General features: G+C 73.5%; 21 protein-coding genes and 1 riboswitch. Of the genes, 10 read left to right on the top strand and 11 right to left on the bottom strand.

Annotated features, from left to right (window positions below; genetic code table 11):
• Nucleotides 1–11 precede the first annotated feature (11 nt).
• From cobI to AQJ64_RS04660, 9 genes are all read right to left on the bottom strand, one after another.
• A complete protein-coding gene (gene cobI, locus AQJ64_RS04700; protein ID WP_055635684.1) occupies nucleotides 12–761 on the bottom strand; it encodes a precorrin-2 C(20)-methyltransferase in 750 nt (249 codons plus the stop codon).
• Nucleotides 746–2,134, bottom strand: coding sequence for a cobyrinic acid a,c-diamide synthase CobB (locus AQJ64_RS04695; RefSeq protein ID WP_055635685.1), 1,389 nt, complete (start codon nucleotides 2,132–2,134; stop codon nucleotides 746–748). Before AQJ64_RS04695 ends, cobI begins: the two co-directional genes overlap by 16 nt.
• Nucleotides 2,128–2,727, bottom strand: coding sequence for a cob(I)yrinic acid a,c-diamide adenosyltransferase (gene cobO / locus AQJ64_RS04690; protein WP_055635686.1), 600 nt, complete (start codon nucleotides 2,725–2,727; stop codon nucleotides 2,128–2,130). The genes AQJ64_RS04695 and cobO overlap by 7 nt, the downstream gene beginning before the upstream one ends.
• Nucleotides 2,727–4,721, bottom strand: a complete 1,995-nt coding sequence (locus AQJ64_RS04685; RefSeq protein WP_055635687.1) for a putative cobaltochelatase — start codon at nucleotides 4,719–4,721, stop codon at nucleotides 2,727–2,729. Before AQJ64_RS04685 ends, cobO begins: the two co-directional genes overlap by 1 nt.
• Complete coding sequence (gene cobN, locus AQJ64_RS04680) at nucleotides 4,718–8,371, bottom strand: cobaltochelatase subunit CobN (RefSeq protein ID WP_055635688.1); 3,654 nt, start codon at nucleotides 8,369–8,371, stop codon at nucleotides 4,718–4,720. Before cobN ends, AQJ64_RS04685 begins: the two co-directional genes overlap by 4 nt.
• Nucleotides 8,368–9,876: a cobyric acid synthase gene (locus AQJ64_RS04675; RefSeq protein WP_055635689.1), complete on the bottom strand. Its 1,509-nt coding sequence runs from the start codon at nucleotides 9,874–9,876 to the stop codon at nucleotides 8,368–8,370. Before AQJ64_RS04675 ends, cobN begins: the two co-directional genes overlap by 4 nt.
• Nucleotides 9,873–10,814, bottom strand: a complete 942-nt coding sequence (locus AQJ64_RS04670) for a cobalamin biosynthesis protein (RefSeq protein ID WP_055635690.1) — start codon at nucleotides 10,812–10,814, stop codon at nucleotides 9,873–9,875. The genes AQJ64_RS04675 and AQJ64_RS04670 overlap by 4 nt, the downstream gene beginning before the upstream one ends.
• Nucleotides 10,815–10,912: 98 nt before the next feature.
• Nucleotides 10,913–11,055: riboswitch (cobalamin riboswitch) on the bottom strand.
• A gap of 127 nt (nucleotides 11,056–11,182) precedes the next feature.
• Nucleotides 11,183–11,404, bottom strand: a complete 222-nt coding sequence (locus AQJ64_RS04665) for a hypothetical protein (protein WP_055635691.1) — start codon at nucleotides 11,402–11,404, stop codon at nucleotides 11,183–11,185.
• Nucleotides 11,405–11,441: 37 nt separating this feature from the next.
• The gene (locus AQJ64_RS04660; protein ID WP_055635692.1) at nucleotides 11,442–12,683 is read right to left on the bottom strand and encodes an inorganic phosphate transporter; all 1,242 of its coding nucleotides are present in this window, start codon (nucleotides 12,681–12,683) and stop codon (nucleotides 11,442–11,444) included.
• 240 nt (nucleotides 12,684–12,923) lie between these two features.
• Here AQJ64_RS04660 and AQJ64_RS04655 point away from each other — a divergent pair, with 240 nt between their 5' ends.
• From AQJ64_RS04655 to AQJ64_RS04645, 3 genes are all read left to right on the top strand, one after another.
• On the top strand, nucleotides 12,924–13,580 hold the full coding sequence (locus AQJ64_RS04655) for a class II aldolase/adducin family protein (protein ID WP_107120592.1): 657 nt from the start codon (nucleotides 12,924–12,926) through the stop codon (nucleotides 13,578–13,580).
• 113 nt (nucleotides 13,581–13,693) lie between these two features.
• A complete protein-coding gene (locus AQJ64_RS04650; protein ID WP_055639134.1) occupies nucleotides 13,694–14,830 on the top strand; it encodes an alpha/beta hydrolase in 1,137 nt (378 codons plus the stop codon).
• A gap of 170 nt (nucleotides 14,831–15,000) precedes the next feature.
• Nucleotides 15,001–16,437: a hypothetical protein gene (locus tag AQJ64_RS04645; RefSeq protein ID WP_211286460.1), complete on the top strand. Its 1,437-nt coding sequence runs from the start codon at nucleotides 15,001–15,003 to the stop codon at nucleotides 16,435–16,437.
• Between the two features lie 65 nt (nucleotides 16,438–16,502).
• Here the strand turns inward: AQJ64_RS04645 and AQJ64_RS04640 are convergent, their stop codons facing one another.
• Entirely contained in the window at nucleotides 16,503–16,913 is a 411-nt protein-coding gene (locus tag AQJ64_RS04640; RefSeq protein WP_055638957.1) for a VOC family protein, read from the bottom strand.
• A 157-nt stretch (nucleotides 16,914–17,070) separates the two neighbouring features.
• Here AQJ64_RS04640 and AQJ64_RS04635 point away from each other — a divergent pair, with 157 nt between their 5' ends.
• The 3 genes from AQJ64_RS04635 (at nucleotide 17,071) to AQJ64_RS04625 (ending at nucleotide 20,144) form a co-directional block, all read left to right on the top strand.
• Complete coding sequence (locus tag AQJ64_RS04635; RefSeq protein ID WP_055638958.1) at nucleotides 17,071–18,669, top strand: ABC-F family ATP-binding cassette domain-containing protein; 1,599 nt, start codon at nucleotides 17,071–17,073, stop codon at nucleotides 18,667–18,669.
• 322 nt (nucleotides 18,670–18,991) lie between these two features.
• A complete protein-coding gene (locus AQJ64_RS04630; protein ID WP_004002281.1) occupies nucleotides 18,992–19,213 on the top strand; it encodes a helix-turn-helix domain-containing protein in 222 nt (73 codons plus the stop codon).
• Nucleotides 19,214–19,340: 127 nt separating this feature from the next.
• Nucleotides 19,341–20,144, top strand: coding sequence for an enoyl-CoA hydratase/isomerase family protein (locus tag AQJ64_RS04625; protein WP_059202427.1), 804 nt, complete (start codon nucleotides 19,341–19,343; stop codon nucleotides 20,142–20,144).
• A 13-nt stretch (nucleotides 20,145–20,157) separates the two neighbouring features.
• Here AQJ64_RS04625 and AQJ64_RS04620 read toward each other — a convergent pair whose 3' ends face one another.
• On the bottom strand, nucleotides 20,158–20,880 hold the full coding sequence (locus AQJ64_RS04620) for a hypothetical protein (RefSeq protein ID WP_059202426.1): 723 nt from the start codon (nucleotides 20,878–20,880) through the stop codon (nucleotides 20,158–20,160).
• A gap of 88 nt (nucleotides 20,881–20,968) precedes the next feature.
• On the opposite strand from AQJ64_RS04620, the gene AQJ64_RS04615 reads away from it, so the two are divergent.
• Genes AQJ64_RS04615 through AQJ64_RS04600 form a run of 4 tightly spaced genes read left to right on the top strand, consistent with a single transcriptional unit; the run spans nucleotide 20,969 to nucleotide 22,682 of the window.
• The gene (locus AQJ64_RS04615) at nucleotides 20,969–21,451 is read left to right on the top strand and encodes an Asp23/Gls24 family envelope stress response protein (RefSeq protein ID WP_055637652.1); all 483 of its coding nucleotides are present in this window, start codon (nucleotides 20,969–20,971) and stop codon (nucleotides 21,449–21,451) included.
• Nucleotides 21,452–21,481: 30 nt separating this feature from the next.
• Entirely contained in the window at nucleotides 21,482–21,667 is a 186-nt protein-coding gene (locus AQJ64_RS04610) for a hypothetical protein (RefSeq protein ID WP_055637653.1), read from the top strand.
• Nucleotides 21,664–22,047: an Asp23/Gls24 family envelope stress response protein gene (locus AQJ64_RS04605; protein ID WP_055637654.1), complete on the top strand. Its 384-nt coding sequence runs from the start codon at nucleotides 21,664–21,666 to the stop codon at nucleotides 22,045–22,047. Before AQJ64_RS04610 ends, AQJ64_RS04605 begins: the two co-directional genes overlap by 4 nt.
• Nucleotides 22,044–22,682: a DUF6286 domain-containing protein gene (locus tag AQJ64_RS04600; protein ID WP_055637655.1), complete on the top strand. Its 639-nt coding sequence runs from the start codon at nucleotides 22,044–22,046 to the stop codon at nucleotides 22,680–22,682. The genes AQJ64_RS04605 and AQJ64_RS04600 overlap by 4 nt, the downstream gene beginning before the upstream one ends.
• Nucleotides 22,683–22,686 lie beyond the last annotated feature (4 nt).

The following is a 22,686-nucleotide window of genomic DNA, read 5'->3' as shown; positions in this document are numbered from 1 at the left end:
GCCGGCCGCTCTCACAGCTTGCCGCCCCGCCCGCTCTCGCGCCGCGCGGGCGCGATCAGCGTCGAGAGGTAGGGCAGCGGCTCCCCGTCCAGCTCACCGGCCGGCCGGATGGACTCCTCCGGGAGCCCCAGCGCCGACCCCCACACCGCGTCCTCGATCCGCCCGGTCTCCCGCAGCGCCTCGGCGACCTCGGCGGCCTGCCGCCCGAACTTGTACGCCACGACCGTCCCCGGCCCGGCCAGCGCGTCCTTCAGCACGTCCGACCCGGCGGTCACCGGCACCAGCGTCAGCGGCTCGGTGCCCTCGGTGAGCACCGCGCCCGAGCGCGCGGCGAGGTCCTGCATGGCGGTGATCCCCGGGACGGTCCCGATCTCCGTCCCCGGCACCAGCTCGGCGATCGTCTGCGCGAGATAGGTGAAGGTGGAGTACACGTTCGGATCCCCGATGGTCGCGAAGGCGACGCTCCCGTGCCGCCGCAGCAGCTCGGCGACCCGCTCCCCGGCCGCGTCCCAGGCGGCCTCCCGCCGCCCCCGGTCGGTCCGCTCGTTCAGCGCGAACACCACCCGGACGACCTTCTCCCGCGGCACGTAGTGCAGCACGGTCGCCTCGGCGCGCCCCCGCTCCCCGGTGTCCATCACCGGTACGACGACGACATCGGCGGCCCGCAGCGCGTTGACACCCTTGACGGTCACCAGCTCCGGATCCCCGGGACCCACCCCGACCCCGACCAGCCTGCTGCGCTCGCTCATGACGTCCGGCACCTCTCCACGAACCTACGGGCCACACCGGGCTCGGCCGCCCAGTGCGTGTGCAGATAACTCGCGTGCACACCTTGTTGTACGAAGCCTTCGACGCGCCGTTCGGGGGCACGCACCCCCCACGCCGGAGCCGCCCCGGCCCCCGGCTCGACGACCGTCCGGTGGAACTCGTGCCCCCGCATCCGCGTCCCGGCGGGCGCCAGCACACTGTCGCTCACGGCGACCGCGTCCCGATAGCCGAGGGTCAGCCGCTCCGACATCCGCGCGGTGGCGTCCAGCACCCCGCACATCGGCTGCCCGTCCAGCTCCCGGCACAGATACAGCAGCCCGGCGCACTCGGCGGCGACGGGCGCGCCGCGCTCCGCGAGGGCCGCGACGGACTTGCGCAGCGGCTCGTTGGCGGACAGCTCGGCGGCGTACACCTCGGGGAACCCGCCCCCGATGACGAGCCCGGCGGTCCCTTCGGGCAGCTCCTCGTCCCGCAGCGGATCGAAGACGACGACGTCGGCCCCGGCGGCGGTGAGCAGCTCGACGTGCTCGGCATAGGAGAAGGTGAAGGCGGCCCCGCCGGCAACGGCGACGACAGGTTTTCCGTCGGTCTGCTTCTCGCCCGACCGTGGCGGGTGGCCGTGGGTGGTCAGGACGGGAGTCCAGGGGGCGGAGCCCCCTGGGACGGCACGGGCGGTGCGGGCCAGTCCTTCCAGCGACGCGAGGTCACAGCCGTCGGCGACCAGCGCGCCCATCGCCGCGACCGCCTCGACAGCGGCACCCCGCCGTTCGGCGACGGGAACCAACCCGAGGTGCCGAGAAGGGGTCTCCATGGGCGCGGCCCGCCGCAGGGCGCCGAGCACCGGCACCCCCGCCGACTCCAACGCCTCCCGCAGCAGCGCCTCGTGCCGGTCCGAGGCGACCTTGTTCAGGATCACGCCCCCCACCCGCACCCCGGGATCCCAGGAGACGAACCCGTGCACCAGCGCCGCCACCGACCGTGACTGCGAAGACGCGTCCACGACGAGCACCACCGGCGCCCCCAGCAGCTTCGCGACCTGAGCGGTGGACGCCAGTTCACCCTCCCCCGCGGCCCCGTCGTACATCCCCATCACGCCCTCGACGACGGCGAGGTCACACCCGCGCGCCCCGTGCAGGAAGAGCGGAGCGACCAGCTCCGGCCCGCACAGGTACGCGTCGAGGTTGCGCCCCGGTCGCCCGGTCGCGAGCGCGTGATACCCGGGGTCGATGTAGTCCGGTCCGACCTTGTGCGGGGACACGGTGAGTCCCCGCGCGGCGAACGCGGCCATCAGCCCCGTGGCGACGGTGGTCTTGCCGCTGCCGGACGACGGCGCGGCGATGACCAGCCGGGGTACCGCTGTCACCACTCGATGCCCTTCTGGCCCTTCTGGCCGACGTCCATCGGGTGCTTGACCTTGGACATGTCGGTCACCAGGTCGGCGAACTCCACCAGCTTCTCCGGGGCGTTGCGGCCGGTGATCACGACGTGCTGGGTGCCGGGCCGGTCACGGAGCACCTCGACCACCTCGTCCGTGTCCACCCACCCCCAGTGCATCGGGTACGCGAACTCGTCGAGCACGTACAGCCGGTACGTCTCGGCGGCGAGGTCCCGCTTGACCTGCTCCCAGCCCTCCCGGGCCTTCTCCTCGTTGTCCATCTGCGCATCGCGCTGCACCCACGACCAGCCCTCGCCCATCTTGTGCCAGTCGACGGACCCGCCCTCGCCGGAGGCGCCCAGCACCCGCAGCGCGTTCTCCTCGCCGACCTTCCACTTCGCCGACTTGACGAACTGGAACACCCCGATGGGCCACCCCTGGTTCCAGGCCCGCAGCGCGAGCCCGAAGGCGGCGGTGGACTTCCCCTTGCCGATCCCGGTGTGCACCACGACGAGCGGCCGGTTGCGCCGCTGCCGGGTCGTCAGACCGTCATCGGGCACGACACTCGGCTGTCCCTGCGGCATTACGCGGCCCTCCTCGAACGACTGTGCACGTCCTTCACCAGTCCGGCGATCGAGTCCGCCCGCAGTTCGTCGAGCGTCACCGCCGCCCCGCCCAGGTCACCCGCGAGCTGCCCGGCGAGCCCGAGCCGCACCGGCCCCGACTCGCAGTCCACGACCACGGACGCCACGCCCTCGGCGGCGAACAGCCGGGCCGCCCGCCCCGCGAGCGCCACCGGCTCCGGACCGCCGGTGGCCCGCCCGTCCGTGACGACCACGACCAGCGCCCGCCGCGCGGGATCCCGCAGCCGCTCCACCCGCAGCACGTCGTGCGCCTTCAGCAGCCCGGCGGCGAGCGGAGTACGGCCCCCCGTCGGCAGCGACTCCAGCCGGGCCGCGGCGGCGTCCACCGACGAGGTCGGAGGCAACGCGACATCGGCCGCCGTCCCCCGGAACGTCACCAGCCCCACCTTGTCCCGCCGCTGATAGGCGTCGAGCAGCAGCGACAGCACGGCGCCCTTCACGGCGCTCATCCGCTGCCGCGCCGCCATCGACCCGGAGGCGTCGACGACGAACAGCACGAGGTTGCCCTCGCGCCCCTCCCGGGTCGCCTGCCGCAGATCGTCCCGGCGCAGCACCAGCCCCGGCCCGGACCGCCCGCGCGCCCGCTGATGCGGCGCCGCCGCCTGCACGGTCGCCGCCAGGTGCAGCTTGGTCAGGGTGCCGCGGGGCCGCCGGGCCCCGGTGGTCCGCCCGTGCTCGGTCCGCGCCCGCGAGCGCCGCCCGGCGGCACCCGCACCGATCCCGGGCACGCTCAGCACCTTCGTGCGGAACGGCTCGGCGGCCCGTACGGCCGACTGCTCGCCCGCGCCGGAGGCCTGCGGCTCACCGCCCTCGCCCTCCTCGGGCCGTGCCCCGGTGTCACCGCCCTGCGGACCGGCGTCCGGGGCCGGCTGCCCACCGCCGCCGCCGGGGCCGTCCGGCTCCGGGTCCTCGTCGTCGGAGCCGCTGAACTCCTCCAGCGTCTGGTCCAGCTTGTCCTCGTCCAGTCCCGGCGCGTCGAAGGGGTTGCGGCGCCGGCGGTGCGGCAGCGCGAGCAGCGCCGCCTGGCGCACGTCCTCCGCCAGCACCTCGGTCCGCCCCGCCCACGCGGCCAGCGCCGTCGCGGTGCGCGCCATCACGATGTCGGCGCGCATGCCGTCCACCTCGAAGGCCGCGCAGGTCGCCGCGATCTGCCGCAGCGCGCCGTCGCCCAGCCGCACCGACCCCAGCAGCTTCCGCGCCGCCACGATCCGCGCCCGTACGGCGGCCTCCTCGTCCGCCCACCGCGCGGCGAAACCCGCGGGATCGTCGTCGTGGGCGAGCCGCCGCCGTACGACCTCCACCCGCTGGTCGGGCTCCCTCGAGGCGGCCACCTCCACGGTCAGCCCGAACCGGTCGAGCAGCTGCGGCCGCAGTTCGCCCTCCTCGGGGTTCATGGTCCCGACGAGCAGGAACCGCGCGGCATGCCGTACGGAGACACCCTCGCGCTCCACGTACGAGGCGCCCATCGCCGCCGCGTCCAGCAGCAGGTCGACCAGGTGGTCGTGGAGCAGGTTGACCTCGTCGACGTAGAGGATGCCGCGGTGCGCGTCGGCCAGCAGTCCCGGCTCGAAGGCCTTCACGCCCTCGGCGAGCGCCCGCTCGATGTCGAGGGCGCCGACCAGCCGGTCCTCGGAGGCGCCGACGGGCAGCTCGACCATCCGGGCCGGCCGGGTCTCGAACGCCCCCGGCTCGTGCGGACCGTCCGGGCAGCCCGGGTCGGGGGAGCCGGGGTCGCAGGAGAACCGGCAGTCGCAGACCACGTCCAGCGCCGGCAGCAGTGCCGACAGGGCGCGTACGGCCGTGGACTTGGCGGTGCCCTTCTCGCCGCGCACCAGCACCCCGCCGACCGCCGGTGACACGGCGTTCAGCAGCAGCGCGAGCCGCAGGTCGTCCTGGCCGACGACGGCCGTGAAGGGGAAAGGGGTGCTGCTCACTGGTCGCCCTCCAGGTCGCCTTCCAGCTCCAGATACGTGGCCCGCAGCCGCTCCAGGGTGTCGGCGTCCGGTTCCGCCCACAGCCCGCGCTCGGCGGCCTCCAGCAGGCGTTCGGTGATCCCGCGCAGGGCCCACGGGTTGGACTTCTTCATGAAGTCCCGGTTCTCCGGGTCGAAGACGTACTCGGCGCTGAGCTTCTCGTACATCCAGTCGTCGACCACACCCGCCGTCGCGTCGTAGCCGAAGAGGTAGTCGACGGTCGCCGCCATCTCGAAGGCGCCCTTGTAGCCGTGCCGGCGCATCGCCGCCATCCAGCGCGGGTTGACCACCCGGGCGCGGAACACCCGGTGCGTCTCCTCGCCCAGCGTGCGGGTCCTCACCTGGTCCGGTACGGCGGAGTCGCCGACGTACGCCTCGGGGCTGGCGCCCGTCAGATGCCGCACCATGGCGACCATGCCGCCGTGGTACTGGAAGTAGTCGTCGGCGTCGACGAGGTCGTGCTCACGGGTGTCGACGTTCTTGGCGGCGACGGCGATCCGCCGGAACGCGGTCTCCATGTCCCCGCGCGCCGCCCGCCCGTCGAGCCCGCGCCCGTAGGCGTAGCCGCCCCAGACGGCGTACACCTCGGCGAGGTCGGCGTCGCTGCGCCAGTTGCGGGCGTCGATCAGCGGCAGCAGACCGGCCCCGTACGCCCCCGGCTTGGAGCCGAAGACCCGGGCCGTCGCGCGCCGCCGGTCGCCGTGCGCGGCGGTGTCCTCGTCGGCGTGCGCCTTCACGAAGTTGCTCCCGGCCGGCTCGTCCAGCTCGGCCACCGTCCGCACGGCGTCGTCGATCAGTCCCACCACGTGCGGGAACGCGTCCCGGAAGAAGCCGGAGATCCGGACCGTGACATCGATGCGCGGCCGGCCCAGCTCGGCCGGGGGGATCACCTCGAAGCCGGTCACCCGGCGCGAGGCGTCGTCCCAGACCGGACGGCAGCCCAGCAGGGCGAGGATCTCGGCGATGTCGTCGCCCTGTGTCCGCATGGCGGAGGTGCCCCAGACCGTCAGGCCGACGGACTTCGGGTACGCACCGGTGTCCTGGAGGTAGCGCTGCACGAGCGAGTCGGCGAGCGACTGCCCGACCTCCCAGCTCAGCCGGGACGGGATCGCCTTGGGGTCGACGGAGTAGAAGTTGCGGCCGGTCGGCAGGACGTTGACCAGACCGCGGGTCGGCGAGCCCGACGGGCCGGCCGGGACGTAACCGCCGTCCAGCGCCTTGAGGATGTGCCCGATCTCGTCCGTGGTCCGCGCCAGCCGCGGCACCACCTCGGCGCAGGCGAACTCCAGCACCGCGACGGCGTCCGGGAGTTCGGTGCCGAGGACGTCCCGCACCAGCGACCGGGCGGCCGTGACGTCCCAGCCGCGCGACTCCATGCCCTCCGCGACCCGCCGGCACAGCTGCTCCAGCAGATCGATCGCGTCGGCCGCGGTCCGCGCCGGCCCCTCGACCAGGTCCGACAGCTCCACCGGCACCTTCACCGGCGCCCCCGGCTCGGCCAGCAACTCCTTCTCGACCAGGCCGAAATGGGCCGCGAAGGACGCCCGGAGCCCCGGCAGCGCGTTCGCCTGCCCGCCCCACACCTGCGAGGCCCGCAGCACCGCCAGCACCAGGTTCACCCGTGCCTCGTCGACCGGGCCGCCGCCCAGGATGTGCAGACCGTCGCGGATCTGCACGTCCTTGATCTCGCACAGATAGCCGTCGATGTGCATGACGAACGCGTCGAAGTCGTCCTCGTCCGGCTGCTCGTCCACATGGAGGTCGTGGTGGAGCTCGGCCGCCTTCACCAGCGTCCAGATCTGCGCCCGCACCGCCGGTGCCTTCACCGGGTCCAGATCGGAGACCAGCGCGTACTCGTCGAGGAGCTGCTCCAGCTTCGCCAGGTCGCCGTACGTGTCCGCCCGCGCCATCGGCGGCACCAGATGGTCGACGACGGTGGCGTGCCCGCGCCGCTTGGCCTGGGTGCCCTCACCGGGGTCGTTGACGATGAACGGGTAGATCAGCGGCAGATCGCCGAGGACCGCGTCCGGGGCGCAGCCGCCGCCGAGCCCGAGGCCCTTGCCGGGCAGCCACTCCATCGTGCCGTGCTTGCCCATGTGCACGATCGCGTCGGCACCGAAACTGTTCTCCAGCCACCGGTAGGCGGCCAGGTAGTGGTGCGACGGCGGCATGTCGGGGTCGTGGTAGATCGCGATCGGGTTCTCTCCGAAGCCGCGCGGCGGCTGGATCATCACGACGACGTTCCCGAACTGGAGGGAGGCGAGGACGATGTCGTCCCCGTCGACGTAGAGGGACCCCGGCGGCTCACCCCACGCCTCCAGCATGGCGTCCCTGAGCTCGGGGTCGAGCTTGTCGAACCACGCCCGGTAATCGGCGAGCGGCACCCGGGCGGGCGCGGCGGCCAGCTGCTCCTCCGTCAGCCACTCCACGTCGTGCCCGCCGGCCTCGATCAGCCGGTGGATCAGCTCGTCGCCCTCGGCGGGGTACGCGGTGAGGCCGTAGCCGGCGTCCCTGAGCGCGTCCAGCACCCGTACCGCCGACGCGGGCGTGTCCAGCCCGACCGCGTTGCCGACCCGCGAGTGCTTGGTGGGGTACGCGGTGAAGACCAGCGCGATCCTCTTCTCGGCGTTCGGCTTGTGCCTGAGCCGCGCGTGCCGCACCGCGATCCCGGCGACGCGCCCGGCCCGCTCGGGGTCGGCGACGTACACCGGGACGCCGTCCGGTCCCTGCTCCTTGAAGGAGAACGGGACGGTGATCAGCCGGCCGTCGAACTCCGGGATCGCGACCTGCATCGCCGCGTCCATGGGGGAGAGAGCGGCGTCGGACTCGTCCCAGGCCTGCCGCGACGAGGTCAGGCACAGTCCTTGCAGCACGGGGACGTTCAGCTCGGCGAGTGCCCCGATGTCCCAGGCCTCCTCGTCGCCGCCCGCCGAGGCCTGCGAGGCGTGCGTACCGCCCGCGGCGAGCACGGTGGCGACCAGGGCGTCCGTCCCGCCGAGGATCTCGTACAGCCCCGCGTCCGCCCCGCGCAGCGAACCGCAGTACACGGCGAGGGCGTTGGCCCCCTGCGCCTCGATCGCCTCGCACAGCGTGTCCACGAACGCGGTGTTGCCGCTCAGCTCGTGGGCCCGGTAGAAGAGCACGCCGACGGTCGGCCGGCCCGCCACGAAGGCACGCTCCCCGTGGACGCCGTACTCGGGCATCTTCCGCGGCTCGACGAACCCCTCACCCGTCAGCAGCACGGTGTCCGAGAGGAACCGGGCGAGTTCGGTGAGGTTGTCGGGGCCGCCCTCGACCAGGTACCGCAGCGCCTCGGCCACCACACCGGCCGGCACCGAGGACTCGGCCATCAGCTCGGCGTCCGGCACGCTCTCGCCGCCCAGCAGCACGGTCGGGATCCCGGACGCCTTGAGCACGGCCAGCCCGTCCTCCCAGGCCCGCCTGCCGCCGAGCAGCCGTACGACGGCGAGGTCGGCGCCGTCCAGGAGAGCGGGCAGCTCCTCCGTGACGTCGACGCGGGTCGGGTTGCCGATCCGGTAGCCGGCGCCGGTGGCGGCCCGGGCCGCCAGCAGATCGGTGTCGGCGGTCGACAACAACAACACAGTGCTCATGCGGGCGCTCCCGGTGGAATGAAAGGCAGTCCTTGCGGCGCGCCCGACTCGATGAGCCGCCAGAGCGCGTCGGTGTCCGCGTGCTGTTCGATCAGGTCGCCGAGCCGGTCGAGCTGCTCCTCGCGCAGCGCGGCGAACGAGGTGTCCGGGGCCGGCACGAACCGGCGGCCCGCGGCGGCCGCCACCTCGCGCAGGAACGCCCGCCGGAACCCGTCGGACTCCAGCGAGCCGTGCCAGTGGGTGCCCCAGGTCTGCCCGACCCGGCAGCCGTCGAGGAAGGCCTCGCCGCCGCCGACCTCGGCGACCCCGTGGTGGATCTCGTACCCCTCGACCCGCTCGCCGAGGGCTTCGCCGACGGGCCGGGTGAGGGTCTTCTCGCGGGCGAACCGGACGCGGACCGGCAGGACTCCGAGCCCCGCCACCCGTCCGCGCCGGCTCTCGACCTCGTCCTCGATGTGCTCGCCGAGGATCTGGAAGCCGCCGCAGATGCCGAGCACGGGCCGTCCTTCGGCCGCCCTGCGCACCAGGGCGTCCGCGAGCCCCCGCTCCCGCAGCCACTCCAGCGCCCTGACGGTCCCCCGGGTCCCCGGAATCACGACGAGGTCGGCGTCGGCCAGCTCCTCGGGCCGGTCCACGAACCGCACCACGACCCCGGGTTCGGCGGCGAGCGCGTCCACATCGGTGAAGTTGGACATCAGCGGGATCGCGCACACGGCGACCCGCAGCACGTCCTCGCCGACGGGCGGCGAGACGTTCGACTCCCGCACGGTCCCCCGCAGGGAGACCCTCAGCCCGTCCTCCTCGTCGATCCCGAGCCCGTGCCGGAACGGCAGCACCCCGTACGTCCGCCGCCCGGTCAGCCCGTGGAGCATGTCGAGCCCCGGCTCCAGGAGGGAGACGTCCCCCCGGAACTTGTTGACGAGGAACCCGGCGACGAGCGCCTGGTCCTCGGGGGAGAGCAGCGCGACGGTGCCGAAGAAGGAGGCGAAGACCCCGCCGCGGTCGATGTCGCCGACGACGAGGACCGGGAGCCCGGCGCCCCGGGCGATCCCCATGTTGACGATGTCGGTCCGCCGGAGATTGATCTCGGCGGGAGAGCCGGCCCCCTCACAGATCACCGCGTCATACGTGCCCCGCAACTCGGCGAGACAGTCGAGAACGGTCCCGAGGAGTTTGTGCTGCCGCCCCCCGTGGTAGCCCCGCGCGCTCATTTCGCCCACCGGCCTGCCGAGCAGCACCACCTGGCTGCTCTGCTCGCCACCGGGCTTGAGCAGCACGGGATTCATCAGCGCGGTCGGTTCGACCCGGCAGGCCTGCGCCTGCATGGCCTGCGCCCGTCCGATCTCGGCGCCCTCCCTCGTCACGAAGGAGTTCAGCGACATGTTCTGCGCCTTGAAGGGCGCGACCTTGACCCCCTGGCGGACCAGCCACCGGCAGATCCCGGCCGTGACGACACTCTTGCCGGCGTCGGAGGTGGTGCCGGCGACGAGGAGACCCCCGCTCATGACCTGTGCCCCCTTGCGATGAGGCGCCCGGCGACGCAGACGCCGAGCGCGAGCAGACCGACGCGCCGGGAGAGCCGTACGGCCCGCTCGATGTCGCCCGTCGCGACCGCGCGTCCTTCCCCGTTGAGCACGGGCCGGTGCTCGACCCGGCCCCCGTACGACAGCGTCCCGCCGAGCCGCACCCCGAGGGCCCCCGCGAACGAGGCCTCGACGGGCCCGGCGTTGGGGCTGGGGTGCCGGTCCGCGTCCTGCCGCCAGGCCCGAACGGCACCTCGGGGATCGTCGCCGGTCACCGCGGCGAGTACGGCGGTCAGCCGCGCCCCCGGCCACCCGGCGAGGTCGTCGAGCCGGGCCGAGGCCCACCCGAACCGCCGGTACCGGGCGGACCGGTGACCCACCATCGCGTCCAGCGTGTTGACGGCCCGGAACCCGAGCAGCCCCGGCACCCCGCCGACGGCACCCCACACCAGGGCGCCCACGACGGCGTCGGAGGTGTTCTCGGCGACGGACTCCACGACGGCCCGCGCGATCCCGTCGGCGTCGAGCGCCTGTGGATCCCGCCCGCACAGATGCGGCAGCCGGGCCCGCGCCGCCTCGACGTCCCCCGCCTGAAGGGCCCGCCCGACGGTCCGGGCCTCACGGACGAGCGAGGTCCCGCCGACCACGGCCCAGGTGGCGGCGGCGGTCAGGAGGACGGAGCCGGCAGGGGAGCGGCGTACGGCCCGCTCGGCGACGGACCCGAGAGCGACCACTCCCCCCGCGCACACGGCGGTGTGCAGGGCGCCCCAGCCCCGGTGGTTCCGCCACAGCAGCCGCTCCGCGGCACCGGCGGACCGCCCGAACGCGGCGACCGGATGCGCCCGGCGGGGATCGCCGAGGAGCAGGTCACCGAGGAGGCCGGCGGCGGCGCCGTACGCGAAGACGCGATCGGCTCGCATCGGCTCAGCCGGCCGTGGGGGCGGGCAGCGATCCTGGGCTGTACCTCGAACGGCAGGCGAGCATGGCGATATGTCCTCACTCAGGGTGTCCACGCCCTGGTTCGACGAGACCGGCGGCGAGAGTTCCTGGCTCCCGGGGCTACCTACCCCGGTGACAGTGGCGGGACCGCGCCGGATTCTCACCGGCTTCCTCTTCTGCCGCCGTACATGGCTCCGGCAGTCCACCACGCCCCCGGAAGGGCCGTCAACTTGCCGTTGACCTGCGTGGGGAGAGTGTGCAGAACCCCACACGGGGGTGGTTCGCGAGGTCATGCAGAAGGGGTGCGGGACGGCGAACCGTCCCGCACCCCGGGGGTGTCCTGTGGGTGTCAGGCCACGATCAGGGAGATCCCGTACGCCACCGCCGCCGCGCAGGCCGCGAAGCACACGTACGCTCCCGTCACCGCGAGGCCGGCCGAGCCGCCCTCGGCGGTGGCCCGCTCCTGGCGGGACAGGCCCATGACGCCGAGGGTGAACAGGGCCACCAGGGCCACCGTGACCACGAGGCTGACGCCGAAGACGGAGCCCAGGGCCGCCCAGTCGATGTCCATGCTGTTTCTCTTCCTTCGTACCGGGAGGGTGGCGGGCTCAGGCGGCCGGAGCCGTCGGCTCGGTGGTGGTGGCCGCGGCGGCCGGGGACGGGATGGTGGCCGTCAGGTCCTCGGAGACCGTGCCCGCCGGGGGCGGGGTGACGGCCGCGATCGCCGTGGTGACCACACCGGCCGGCTCGTCGGTCGCGTTGACGTTCGAGGCGTCCACGACCTCGCGGCGGGAGATCTTCCAGATCGCGGCGCTGGAGGCGATCAGGAAGACCGCGACGACCGCGGTGCCCCAGTCGCCCAGGTCGGTGACCGACTCGGCCAGCGCGCCCACCAGGGCGGCCGCCGGGAGCGTCAGGCCCCAGGCCACGAACATCCGGGTCGCGGTCGACCAGCGGACCACACCGCCCTTGCGGCCCAGACCCGCGCCCATCACCGAACCGGAGACCGAGTGCGTGGTGGACAGGGAGAAGCCGAGGTGGGAGGAGGCCAGGATGACCGTCGCCGCGCTGGTCTGGGCGGCGAAGCCCTGCTGCGGCTGAAGGTCGGTCAGGCCCTTGCCCATGGTGCGGATGATGCGCCAGCCGCCGAGGTAGGTGCCGAGCGCGATGGCCATGCCGGCGGAGAGGATGACCCAGGTGGGCGGGTCCGAGTCGGGGGCGACGGCGCCGCCCGCGACCAGGGCCAGGGTGATGATGCCCATCGTCTTCTGGGCGTCGTTCGTGCCGTGCGCCAGGGAGACCAGGCCGGCCGAGGCGATCTGGCCCGCGCGGTAGCCCTTCGCCGCGGCCTTGCCGTCGGCCTTCCTGCCCAGCGTGTAGGACAGCCGGGTCGCGAGCATCGCGGCGACGCCCGCCACGATCGGGGCCGCGACCGCCGGGATCAGGACCTTGGTGACCAGGACGTCACCGTGCACCGCGCCCAGGCCGGCCGAGGCGATGGTGGCGCCGATCAGGCCGCCCATGAGGGCGTGCGAGGAGCTGGAGGGCAGACCCACCAGCCAGGTCAGCAGGTTCCAGAGGATCGCGCCGACCAGGGCGGCGAAGATGACCTCGGGACGGATGCCGGTCTCGTCGACGAGACCCTTGGAGATCGTGTTCGCGACCTCCACCGAGAGGAAGGCGCCCACAAGGTTCAGCACGGCGGACATGGCCACCGCGACCTTGGGCTTGAGTGCACCGGTCGAGATGGTCGTGGCCATCGCGTTGGCGGTGTCGTGGAAACCGTTCGTGAAATCGAACGCGAGTGCGGTGACCACCACAATCGCGAGGATCAGCGAGAAGTTTTCCATTTACCCAGGCAATCGTTCGAAGTCATTGGTTTGTTGAAGGTAAGTAACCTGGGTAAACGGGAGGTGAACTGAGGGGGGCGTCAGGGTGTCCGAATGTGGTCGTCGTCACTAAGTTCGAGTGCCGGCCCAAGTGCCGCCCGGCCCCTGCCCTCACCGTCAGGCCCGTCCGGCCGCGGAGAGACACTTGTCACCCGGCTGCTTCCCGTGTCGGGCGGCCGCGCCCCCTGGCAGGATCGGGGCATGGGCGAACAGCTGAGCGACGAACGGCAGGCATGGGCGGCGCTCGTCGCGACGGCCCGCCGCACCGTCACCGACGGCCTGGTCGTCGGCACCTCCGGCAATGTCTCCGTACGGGTCGGCGACACCGTGCTCGTCACCCCTTCGGGCGTGCCCTACGACCGCCTCACCCCGGACGACGTCACGGGCGTCGACCTCACCGGCCGGCAGGTGCGCGGCACCCTCGTCCCGACCAGCGAGCTGCCCATGCACCTCGCCGTCTACCGCCGCACCGACGCCCGCGCGATCGTGCACACCCACGCCGTGCATGCCACCGCCGTCTCGACGCTCGTCACCGAGCTCCCGACCGTCCACTACATGGCCGGCGCCCTCGGCGGCCCGGTCCGGGTCGCCCCCTACGCGGCCTACGGCACCGAGGAGTTGGCCGAGCACACCCTGCGCGCCCTCACCGACCGCACCGGGTGCCTCCTCCGGAACCACGGCACCCTCACCTACGGCGCGACCCTCGACCAGGCATTCGATCGAACGGCCCAGCTGGAGTGGATGTGCCACCTCTGGCTCACCGCGTCCTCGGTCCCCGGCCACACCCCCACCCTCCTGACGAAGGCCCAGGTCGCGGAGGCGGGCGACCGCCTGCGGGGCTACGGCCAGCGGAGCTGACCTCCTGCCCCGCACCGCCCGGCGGCCTTGCGCCACCCCACCGGCTCCGCCCCGCTTCACCCCCACCCCCGCCACCACTGGCCGCCACGAGGGATGGCCAGGACACTGGACGGGTGCGCACTGTCACCGCGACGGCCGCCGCCGTCACCGCAGCCCTGGCCGCCGGCGCCGCCAGTGTCGCCGCCGGCCGGCTCGCCAGCGACGCCGCACTCAAGGCGCCGCCCGGCCGTCCCCTGCCCACCGAACCCCGGCTCACCGTGCACGGCACCGCCGCCGGCCAGGTGACCCTCACCCGGCACCTCGCCACCCTGCGCCCCGGCACCTACGGCCTCGCCGGCGACGGCTCCCACGCGGTCGTCGGCCCCGTCCTCCCCGGCGCCGCCCACTCCGCCGACACCGTCGTACGCCGCCTCGAACGCGTGACGCACGGCACCCTCGACCCCGGCGACGCGGTCTGGCTCACCCCCAACCTGTACGTCGGCACCCCGAGCGGCACCCTGGGCCTGGACCACGCCGACGTCGACGTGCCGGGAGAACTCGGCAACCTGCCCGCCTGGTTCGTCCCCGGCGCCCGCCGCACCTGGGTCATCGCGGTGCACGGCCTCGGCACCACCCGCGAGCAGGCCCTGAACCTCCTCGGCTTCCTGCACCACCGCCGCTTCCCCGTGCTCGCCCTGTCCTACCGCGGCGACCTCGGCGCCCCCCGCCCCACGGACGGCCTCAACCACCTCGGCCAGACCGAGTGGCGCGACCTGGACGCGGCGATGCGCCACGCCGTCCGCCACGGCGCCGAGCGCCTCGTCCTGCTCGGCTGGTCCACCGGCGCCACCATGGCCCTGCGCGCCGCGGCCCGCTCCGGACTGCGCGACCGCGTCTCCGGCCTCGTCCTGGACTCCCCGGTGCTGGACTGGCAGTCCACCCTGCGCGCCCTCGCCGCCGCCCGGCACACCCCCGGCGTGCTGCTGCCGCTCGCCGTCCGCGCCGCCCAGGGCCGCACCGGTCTGCACGCCGCCCCCGACGGCCTCGGCGACGACATCGCCGACCCGGCCCGGCTGACCGTGCCGACCCTGCTCTTCCACGGCCCCGACGACACCGTGGCCCCCTGGCACGTCTCCCGTCGCCTCGCCGCCCGCCGCCCCGACCTGGTCGCCCTCCGCACCGTCGCCCAGGCCCCGCACGGCGCCATGTGGAACGCCGACCCCAAGGCCTACGAAGAGGCCCTCCGCCGCTTCCTCACCCCCCTCAGCTGAACCGCGCGACACCGCCCCGCCGCACCGGTCCCGAAGGTTCCGTTCAAGCCCGTACCACTGGCCGGAACCCGTCTCCTCGCCGCTCCTCGGACCTCGTGCGTTGGCCAGTCCCGTCGCCCGCCGTGACATTCCGTTTGGGTTTTCGGACCGTCAACCGGAAGACTGCACCCGTGACGTCCCGTATCCCGCGCGACTCCAGGCTTCGACTCGTCCGCCCGCGACCCCTGGCCGCCGCCCCCACAGCTGTGAACCAGCGGCGCCCGCGCCGCCCCGCGCCCCGCCCCCCGGAGGGCACTCCGGCACCGGCGGTGCTGGCCAGAATGGCACGCTCAGGTCTGGCCGCCGCGGCGCGTGTCGCCCGCTGGGCCGACACCGCCCTCGGCCCCGGCGGCGACGCCGCCACCGCCGACGGCAAGGCCACGCTCTCCGGCCCGACCGCCGAACGCGCGGCCCGCGATCTGGGTCTGAGCCTGGATCAGGTCCGCCACGACTGGGACACCGCCCGGCTGGCTGGCCTCGTCGAGGTGCACGGCGACAGCGCCCGCCCCGGCTGGCGGCTGCGCGCCTGGGACCGCGACGACACCGCCGTCCTGCGCGGCTGGGTCGCCCTGTTCGACGCCTGGTCGCTCGCCACCCCGGAACCCGCCGAGGAGGAGCCCGCAGCCGTCGCCGAGGTCGTCTCGGCCATGCCCCAGGTGCTCTCCTTCCTCCAGCTGTCCGCCGGGCCCGTCCCCGTGGACCAGCTCCTGGACCTGCTGCGCCAGCGCGTCACCGAGCTGCGCACCGAGCGCTGCGAGGTCCCCTACGCCGCCGACGCGGCCGGTCCGCCGGCTCCCGCCGCCCCCGGGCCCTCCGCCGACGCCGACCCGGCGGAGCCCGCCCGGGACGCCGAGCTCGCCCCCCTGCTCGACTGGGCCCTGCACGCGCTCGCTTCCGTGGGCGCCCTCACCTGCGGCGACGGCCAGGCCACCCTGACCCCGCTGGGCAACTGGGCGGTGTGGGTCAAGCTGGAGCAGATCTGCGTGGCCGCGCAGAGCCCCGCCGGCAACATCGAGCAGGCCGCCGAGGACATGCTCCGCGGCTGCGCCCAGCTCCGCCCCAACGCGGCCCGCGCCGAGTACCGGGCCTGGCTCGCCGCCCGCCCCGTCGGCAGCGCCGTCACCGAGCTGCTCGTCGCCGCCCGCGGCGAGGACGCCCTGCTGCGCGGCCTGGCCTTCGAGGCGCTGCGCGTCGTGGGAGCCCCCGCCGAGCCCGACGTACGCGCCGTCGTCGACGTGGCCGCCCTCAGACCGTACGCACTGCTCTGGCTCGCCGAGCACGACGGCGTCGACCCCGAGGACGCCCACGAGGTGCTCACCCGCGAGGAGGCCACCTGGCTGTGGGTCGACACCGCCGCCGCCGTCGCCGACCACGGCGAGGCCCCGATGCTGGTCCGGCACCTGGAGTCCGCGCTCCAGCCGACCGTGCCCGCGCTGCTCGCCGAGGTGCGCGCCGTCGGACACCCCCGCACCGTGCAGGTGCTGGTGGCGCTGGCCGCCGCGCACCCCGACCCGGCGCTGGCCAAGGCCGTCCGCCGGGCCGCCTTCCAGGTGCACACGGGCGGCTGAGCCCCGGGGCCCCGGGCGGGGCCCCGGCCGTCGGGCCCGTCAGGCCTGCCCGTCAGGCCTGCCCGTCAGGCCTGGATGTCCGGCGCGTACGAGCCGAAGCTCCAGACATTGCCCTCCAGATCGCGGGCCAGGTAGTCGCGGGAGCCGTAGTCCTGGTCCGTCGGGGGCATCAGGACCTCGGCGCCGTGCTCCACGGCCCGCCGGTGGTGCGCGTCCACGTCGTCCACGACGACGTACACCCCGATCGGGCCCGCGTCCTTCATCGCCGTGTCGAAGACACCGCCGCGGCCCTTCGAACCGAGCATCACCGCGCCGTTGCCCTGCACCAGCTCGGCGTGCATCACGGCCCCGTTCTCGCCCTCGTACACCGACAGTTCGGTGAACCCGAAGGCCTCGGTGAGCTGGCGTATCGCCGCCTTCGCGTCGGCGTACAGCAGCGTGGGGTAGACGCTCGGGCGGCCGCTCGTACCTGTCATGCAGATCACTCCCTCGTCAAGATCGAACGCCTGAACACAGAAAAAGTGCTTGCACGGGGCCGTTAGACTGGCCTCATGGCCATTCTCCTCGCGCATTAGACGGCGGGAACGTCCTCAGCCGCCCAACCCGCCACCGACCCCGCACAGGAGTCTGACCGTGATCTCCGCCTCCGGCATCGAGCTGCGCGCCGGTGCCCGCATCCTCATCGAGAGCGCCTCCTTCCGTGTCGCCAAGGGCGACCGCATCGGCCTGGTCGGGCGCAACGGCGCGGGCAAGACGACGCTGACCAAGGTCCTGGCCGGTGAGGGCATCCCCGCCGCGGGCCAGGTCACCCGCTCCGGCGAGGTCGGCTACCTCCCGCAGGACCCGCGCACCGGCGACCTCGACGTCCTCGCCCGCGACCGCATCCTCTCCGCGCGCGGCCTCGACGTCCTCATCCGCAAGATGCGGGAGAACGAACAGCGCATCGCCAACGGCCAGGGCGCCACCCGCGAGAAGGCGATGCGGCAGTACGAGCGCCAGGAGACGGAGTTCCTCACCAAGGGCGGGTACGCCGCCGAGGCCGAGGCCGCCACCATCGCCGCCGCCCTCAACCTGCCCGACCGGGTGCTCGGCCAGCCCCTGCACACCCTCTCGGGCGGACAGCGCCGCCGTGTGGAGCTCGCCCGCATCCTGTTCTCCGACGCGGACACGCTCCTGCTCGACGAGCCGACGAACCACCTCGACGCCGACTCGATCGTCTGGCTGCGCGACTACCTCAAGACCTACCGCGGCGGCTTCATCGTCATCTCCCACGACGTCGACCTGGTCGAGACGGTCGTCAACAAGGTGTTCTACCTGGACGCCAACCGCTCCCAGATCGACGTCTACAACATGGGCTGGAAGCTCTACCAGCAGCAGCGCGAGGCCGACGAGAAGCGCCGCAAGCGCGAGCGGCAGAACGCCGAGAAGAAGGCCGCCGCCCTGCACTCGCAGGCCGACAAGATGCGCGCCAAGGCCACCAAGACCGTCGCCGCGCAGAACATGGCCAAGCGCGCCGACCGGCTGCTCGCCGGCCTGGAGGCGGTCCGGGCCTCCGACAAGGTCGCCAAGCTCCGCTTCCCCGAGCCCGCGCCCTGCGGCCGGACCCCGCTGATGGCCGAGGGCCTGTCGAAGTCGTACGGCTCCCTGGAGATCTTCACCGACGTCGACCTCGCCATCGACAAGGGTTCCCGGGTCGTCATCCTCGGCCTCAACGGCGCCGGCAAGACCACCCTGCTGCGTCTGCTGGGCGGCGTGGAGCAGCCCGACACCGGTGAGGTCCGCCCCGGTCACGGCCTCAAGCTCGGCTACTACGCGCAGGAGCACGAGACCCTCGACCCGGAGCGCAGCGTCCTGGAGAACATGCGCTCCGCGGCCCCGGACCTGGACCTGGTCGAGGTGCGCAAGGTGCTCGGCTCGTTCCTGTTCTCCGGCGACGACGTCGACAAGCCCGCCGGTGTCCTCTCCGGCGGCGAGAAGACCCGCCTCGCCCTCGCGACCCTCGTGGTCTCCTCGGCGAACGTCCTGCTGCTCGACGAGCCCACCAACAACCTCGACCCCGCGAGCCGTGAGGAGATCCTCGGCGCGCTGCGTACCTACAAGGGCGCGGTCGTCCTCGTCACCCACGACGAGGGCGCCGTGGAGGCGCTCCAGCCCGAGCGGATCATCCTGCTCCCCGACGGTGTCGAGGACCTGTGGGGTTCCGACTACGCGGATCTCGTCGCGCTCGCTTGATCATCCGTCTTGGATCATTCGGCCCATGGGTGATCCATCATCTGTGTGAGATCTCCTCGTATCGAGGTGTGTCCTACATCCATTTTCCGGCCGATCCCTTTGTCGACAAGGGATCGGCCGTCGTGCGTCTCTGACCTGGTACTTCGCTGAAGAACCCGTTCGGCCGTACGAACGTCTCCGGGTGGAATCACAGGTTCCGCTTGTGGGGACGCGCTCCTGTCGTCAAAACCCTCTCGCACGGACCTTGCCGAATGGGTGGCCATCGGGCCCCGGAGGGGTGATCATGAGGGGACCAGAGCGCACTTCCCATGAGGAGGCACGGGTGGCCGAGACTCTGAAGAAGGGCAGCCGGGTGACCGGCGCCGCGCGCGACAAGCTCGCGGCAGACCTGAAGAAGAAGTACGACTCCGGTGCGAGCATCCGGGCGCTGGCCGAGGAGACCGGCCGCTCGTATGGCTTCGTGCACCGGATGCTCAGCGAGTCGGGCGTCACGCTCCGTGGGCGTGGCGGTGCGACGCGAGGCAAGAAGGCCGCCTCGTCCTGACCCGGGCGGCCCGCCGGCTTCGATGGTGCCACCCGGTCGGTTCTCCGATCGGCCGGGTGGTTACTGTGCAGTCACTTAGCTGTTCACCAGCTGACCGCTGACTGACCGCACGCATCGGAGGCGCCCCATGGCCACGCCCGACCAGGAACTCGTTCCCCTGCTCGACCAGGACGGCGTACGGCTCACCGTCGACGACGCGCTCGCCACGGTGACGCTGACCAACCCGGCCAAGCGCAATGCGCAGAGCCCCGCGATGTGGCGGGCGCTCGCCGAGGCCGGGCGGCTGCTGCCGGGCTCCGTCCGGGTGGTCGTGCTGCGCGGCGAGGGCAAGTCCTTCTCCGCCGGCCTCGACCGGCAGATGTTCACGCCCGAGGGGATCGAGGGCGAACCCTCCTTCATCGATCTCGCGCGCAGTGGCGACGCCGAACTCGACGCCGCCATCGCCGGGTTCCAGGAGGGCTTCACCTGGTGGCGGCGCAACGACGTCGTGACCGTCGCCGCCGTCCAGGGCCATGCCATCGGCGCGGGATTCCAGCTGGCCCTCGCCTGTGACCTCCGCGTCGTCGCCGACGACGTGCAGTTCGCCATGCGTGAGACCGGCCTCGGCCTGGTGCCGGATCTGACGGGCACGCATCCCCTCGTCTCCCTCGTCGGCTACGGCCGAGCGGTCGAGATCTGCCTGACCGGGCGGTTCGTGGGCGCACAGGAGGCGGTGAACTCCGGGCTCGCGAACCTCGCGGTACCGGCTGCCGAACTCGACGCGGCGGCACGGGACCTGGCCACGGCGCTGCTGGCCGCGCCGCGGGAGGCCGTGATCGAGACCAAGGCGCTGCTGCGCGGCGCGCCGGACCGGGACTACGACGGTCAGCGTGCTGCCGAGCGGGCCGCGCAGGGCAGGCGACTGCGGGACCTGGCCGGCCTGGGCGAATGAGCGGAGCCCGCCCTCACCCCACCCCCGTCACCAGCACCGTGACCGTCGGGTGATCCGCCAGGGCCTCGCTCACCGTCACGCGGACCTGCCGTGCCACGTCCACGGCCCGGTGGTCCGCCCCGACCGTGATCTCCACGCGGGTGTGCCGGTGCGGCAGGGCCGCGGCGGTGGTGTCCTCGACGCTCTCCAGACGTACCGCCCTGCCCAGCACCCCGGTCAGGCCCGTCACCCCCGGCACGGACAGGGCCGCCTCCGCCGCGAGCGCCTCCTCGCCGGTGAGGGGCGGGCCGGCGGGCGGTGCGGCCGGGGGCGCTGCCGGTGCCGGGGCGGGCTCGTCCCCGTCGAGGAGCTCCGTCACCCGCAGGTCCACCTCCGAGACCGCCAGGCCGAGCCGCTCGGTCGCGGCCGTCGCCAGTGCCCGCCGCAGCCGGGTCGCCGTCGACGGGAGCGGCTGCGCGGGTGACGCCGCGAAGTCCGCCGTCACCCGGAGGGGCCCCGGCGGCAGCCCGCTCGGCGGAGGCGGTACGACGGGTTCGTCCGCGTCCCCGGGATCCGCGGGGGCCAGCCGCAGCACCCCGAGCCGCACCCCCGGCACATCGCGGACCGCCGCCCGCAGTACGCCGTTCGCCGCCTCCTCCACAATCCACGCCCCGTCGCGCGGGCCGCCCAGGGGCAGCAGTCTGCCCAGGCCCAGCTGATGCCGTACCGCACGCGCCGCACTCGTCGACCTGTTCATTCCTCCAGCCTGCCGCATCCCCGGGGCGCGGAGGCGCAACCGCGCTTACCGTGGTCGAAGGGACGACGACCGAGAAGGACGTACGGCCATGACTGAGGCAACGGAGCAGACCCGGACGCAGGGCACGGACGGCGGCACGGAGACCGTCTCCACCCGCAAGCCGACCCGGCGCGGGGGCGGTGACCCCTCGACCCGGGGGCGGACCACCATCGCCGACGGGGTCGTGGAGAAGATCGCGGGCCTCGCGACCCGGGACGTCGTCGGCGTCCACGCGATGGGCAGTGGCCTCAGCCGTACCTTCGGGGCGGTGCGAGACCGGGTGCCCGGCGGGGCCAAGTCCGTGACACGCGGCGTCAAGGCCGAGGTCGGCGAGGTGCAGACCGCGCTCGACCTGGAGATCGTCGTCGACTACGGAGTGTCGATCACCGAGGTCTCCCGGGACGTCCGGGAGAACGTGATCGCGGCCGTGGAGCGGATGACCGGTCTGGAGGTCGTCGAGGTCAACATCGCGGTGAGCGACGTGAAGCTTCCCGATGAGGAGGACGAGGAGCCGGAGCCCCGCCTCCAGTGACGTACCGGCCGACGAGCGGAGGAACACACTATGAGCAGGGCCGTGATCGGGATGATCGCCGGTATGGCACTGGGCTTCGCCGGATACTTCGGCGGGTTCGGCGCCTTCGTCCTGGTGGCCGCCCTCGGCGCCATCGGGTTCGTCGTCGGCAGGCTTCTGGAAGGGGACCTGGAGGTCGGGGACTTCTTCCGCACACGTGACGACCGGCGCAGGTGACGGACGTGAGCGAGGGGACGGGCGCGGTCGTCCGGCGACCCGCCGACGTCCCGTCGGGAGAGCGCGGGGCGACCCGTATCGCGGACCGGGTCGTGGCGAAGATCGCCGCCCAGGCCGCGCTGGAGGTGATCAGCCCGCTGCCCCCCGAAGCGGCCCGTCCCCACGCCACCGTCGTGGTCCATCATGACGCCGCGCACCTCCACGTCCACCTCGAACTCGACTACCCCACCGACATCGGCCCCCGCTGCCAGGCCGTGCGTCGGCATGTCACCGAGCGGGTAGGCGCGTTGGTGGGAATGCAGGTTCCGGAGGTCGCCGTCCAGGTGGAGAAGCTGCATCTGACGGCGGCCCACGGCGCGCCACACGGGAGGACGCGATGAGCGAGCCCCGGGGCTCGGAGGCCACCACCCCCCTGCCCGTACTGGAGAAACCCCCGCGGGCGGACGACCCGCCCGCGGCCTCAGGCACCGGCGAGGTGCACCGCTTCTGGTCCTCGCGCCGCGTCCCGTCGGCGATCGTGGCGGCCGTGCTGTTCGTCGTCATGGGCACCTTCCTCTACGACGTCTGCGCGGTCCGGGCCGGCCGGTCCGCGCTCGCCTGGCGCCGCGAACTCGCCACCCAGCTCGCCGAACGCCCCCTCGACGACACCTGGGTGCTGGTCGGCGCGGGTGTCGCGGCGGCCCTCGGCCTGTGGCTGATCCTGCTCGCCGTCACCCCGGGCCTGCGGGCCGTCCTGCCGATGCGCCACATCCACCCCGACGTACGGGCCGGCCTGCATCGGGACGCGGTGGCGCTGGTGCTGCGCGACCGGGCCATGGAGGTCGCCGGCGTCCAGTCGGTGCGGGTCCGCGCCCACCGGCGCAGGGCCGACGTCCGCGCGCTCTCCCACTTCCGCGATCTGGACGCCGTGCACGCCGACCTCGACACGGTACTGAACCAGGCGGTCCAGGGCCTTGGCCTCGTAAGGCCGCCGCATCTGGCGGTGCATGTGCGGCGGCCCGGGAAGAAGGGGTGAGGGG

The organism is Streptomyces griseoruber, assembly GCF_001514205.1.
Taxonomy (GTDB): Bacteria; Actinomycetota; Actinomycetes; order Streptomycetales; family Streptomycetaceae; genus Streptomyces; species Streptomyces griseoruber.
This window is presented reverse-complemented; position numbering and strand designations above follow the sequence as displayed.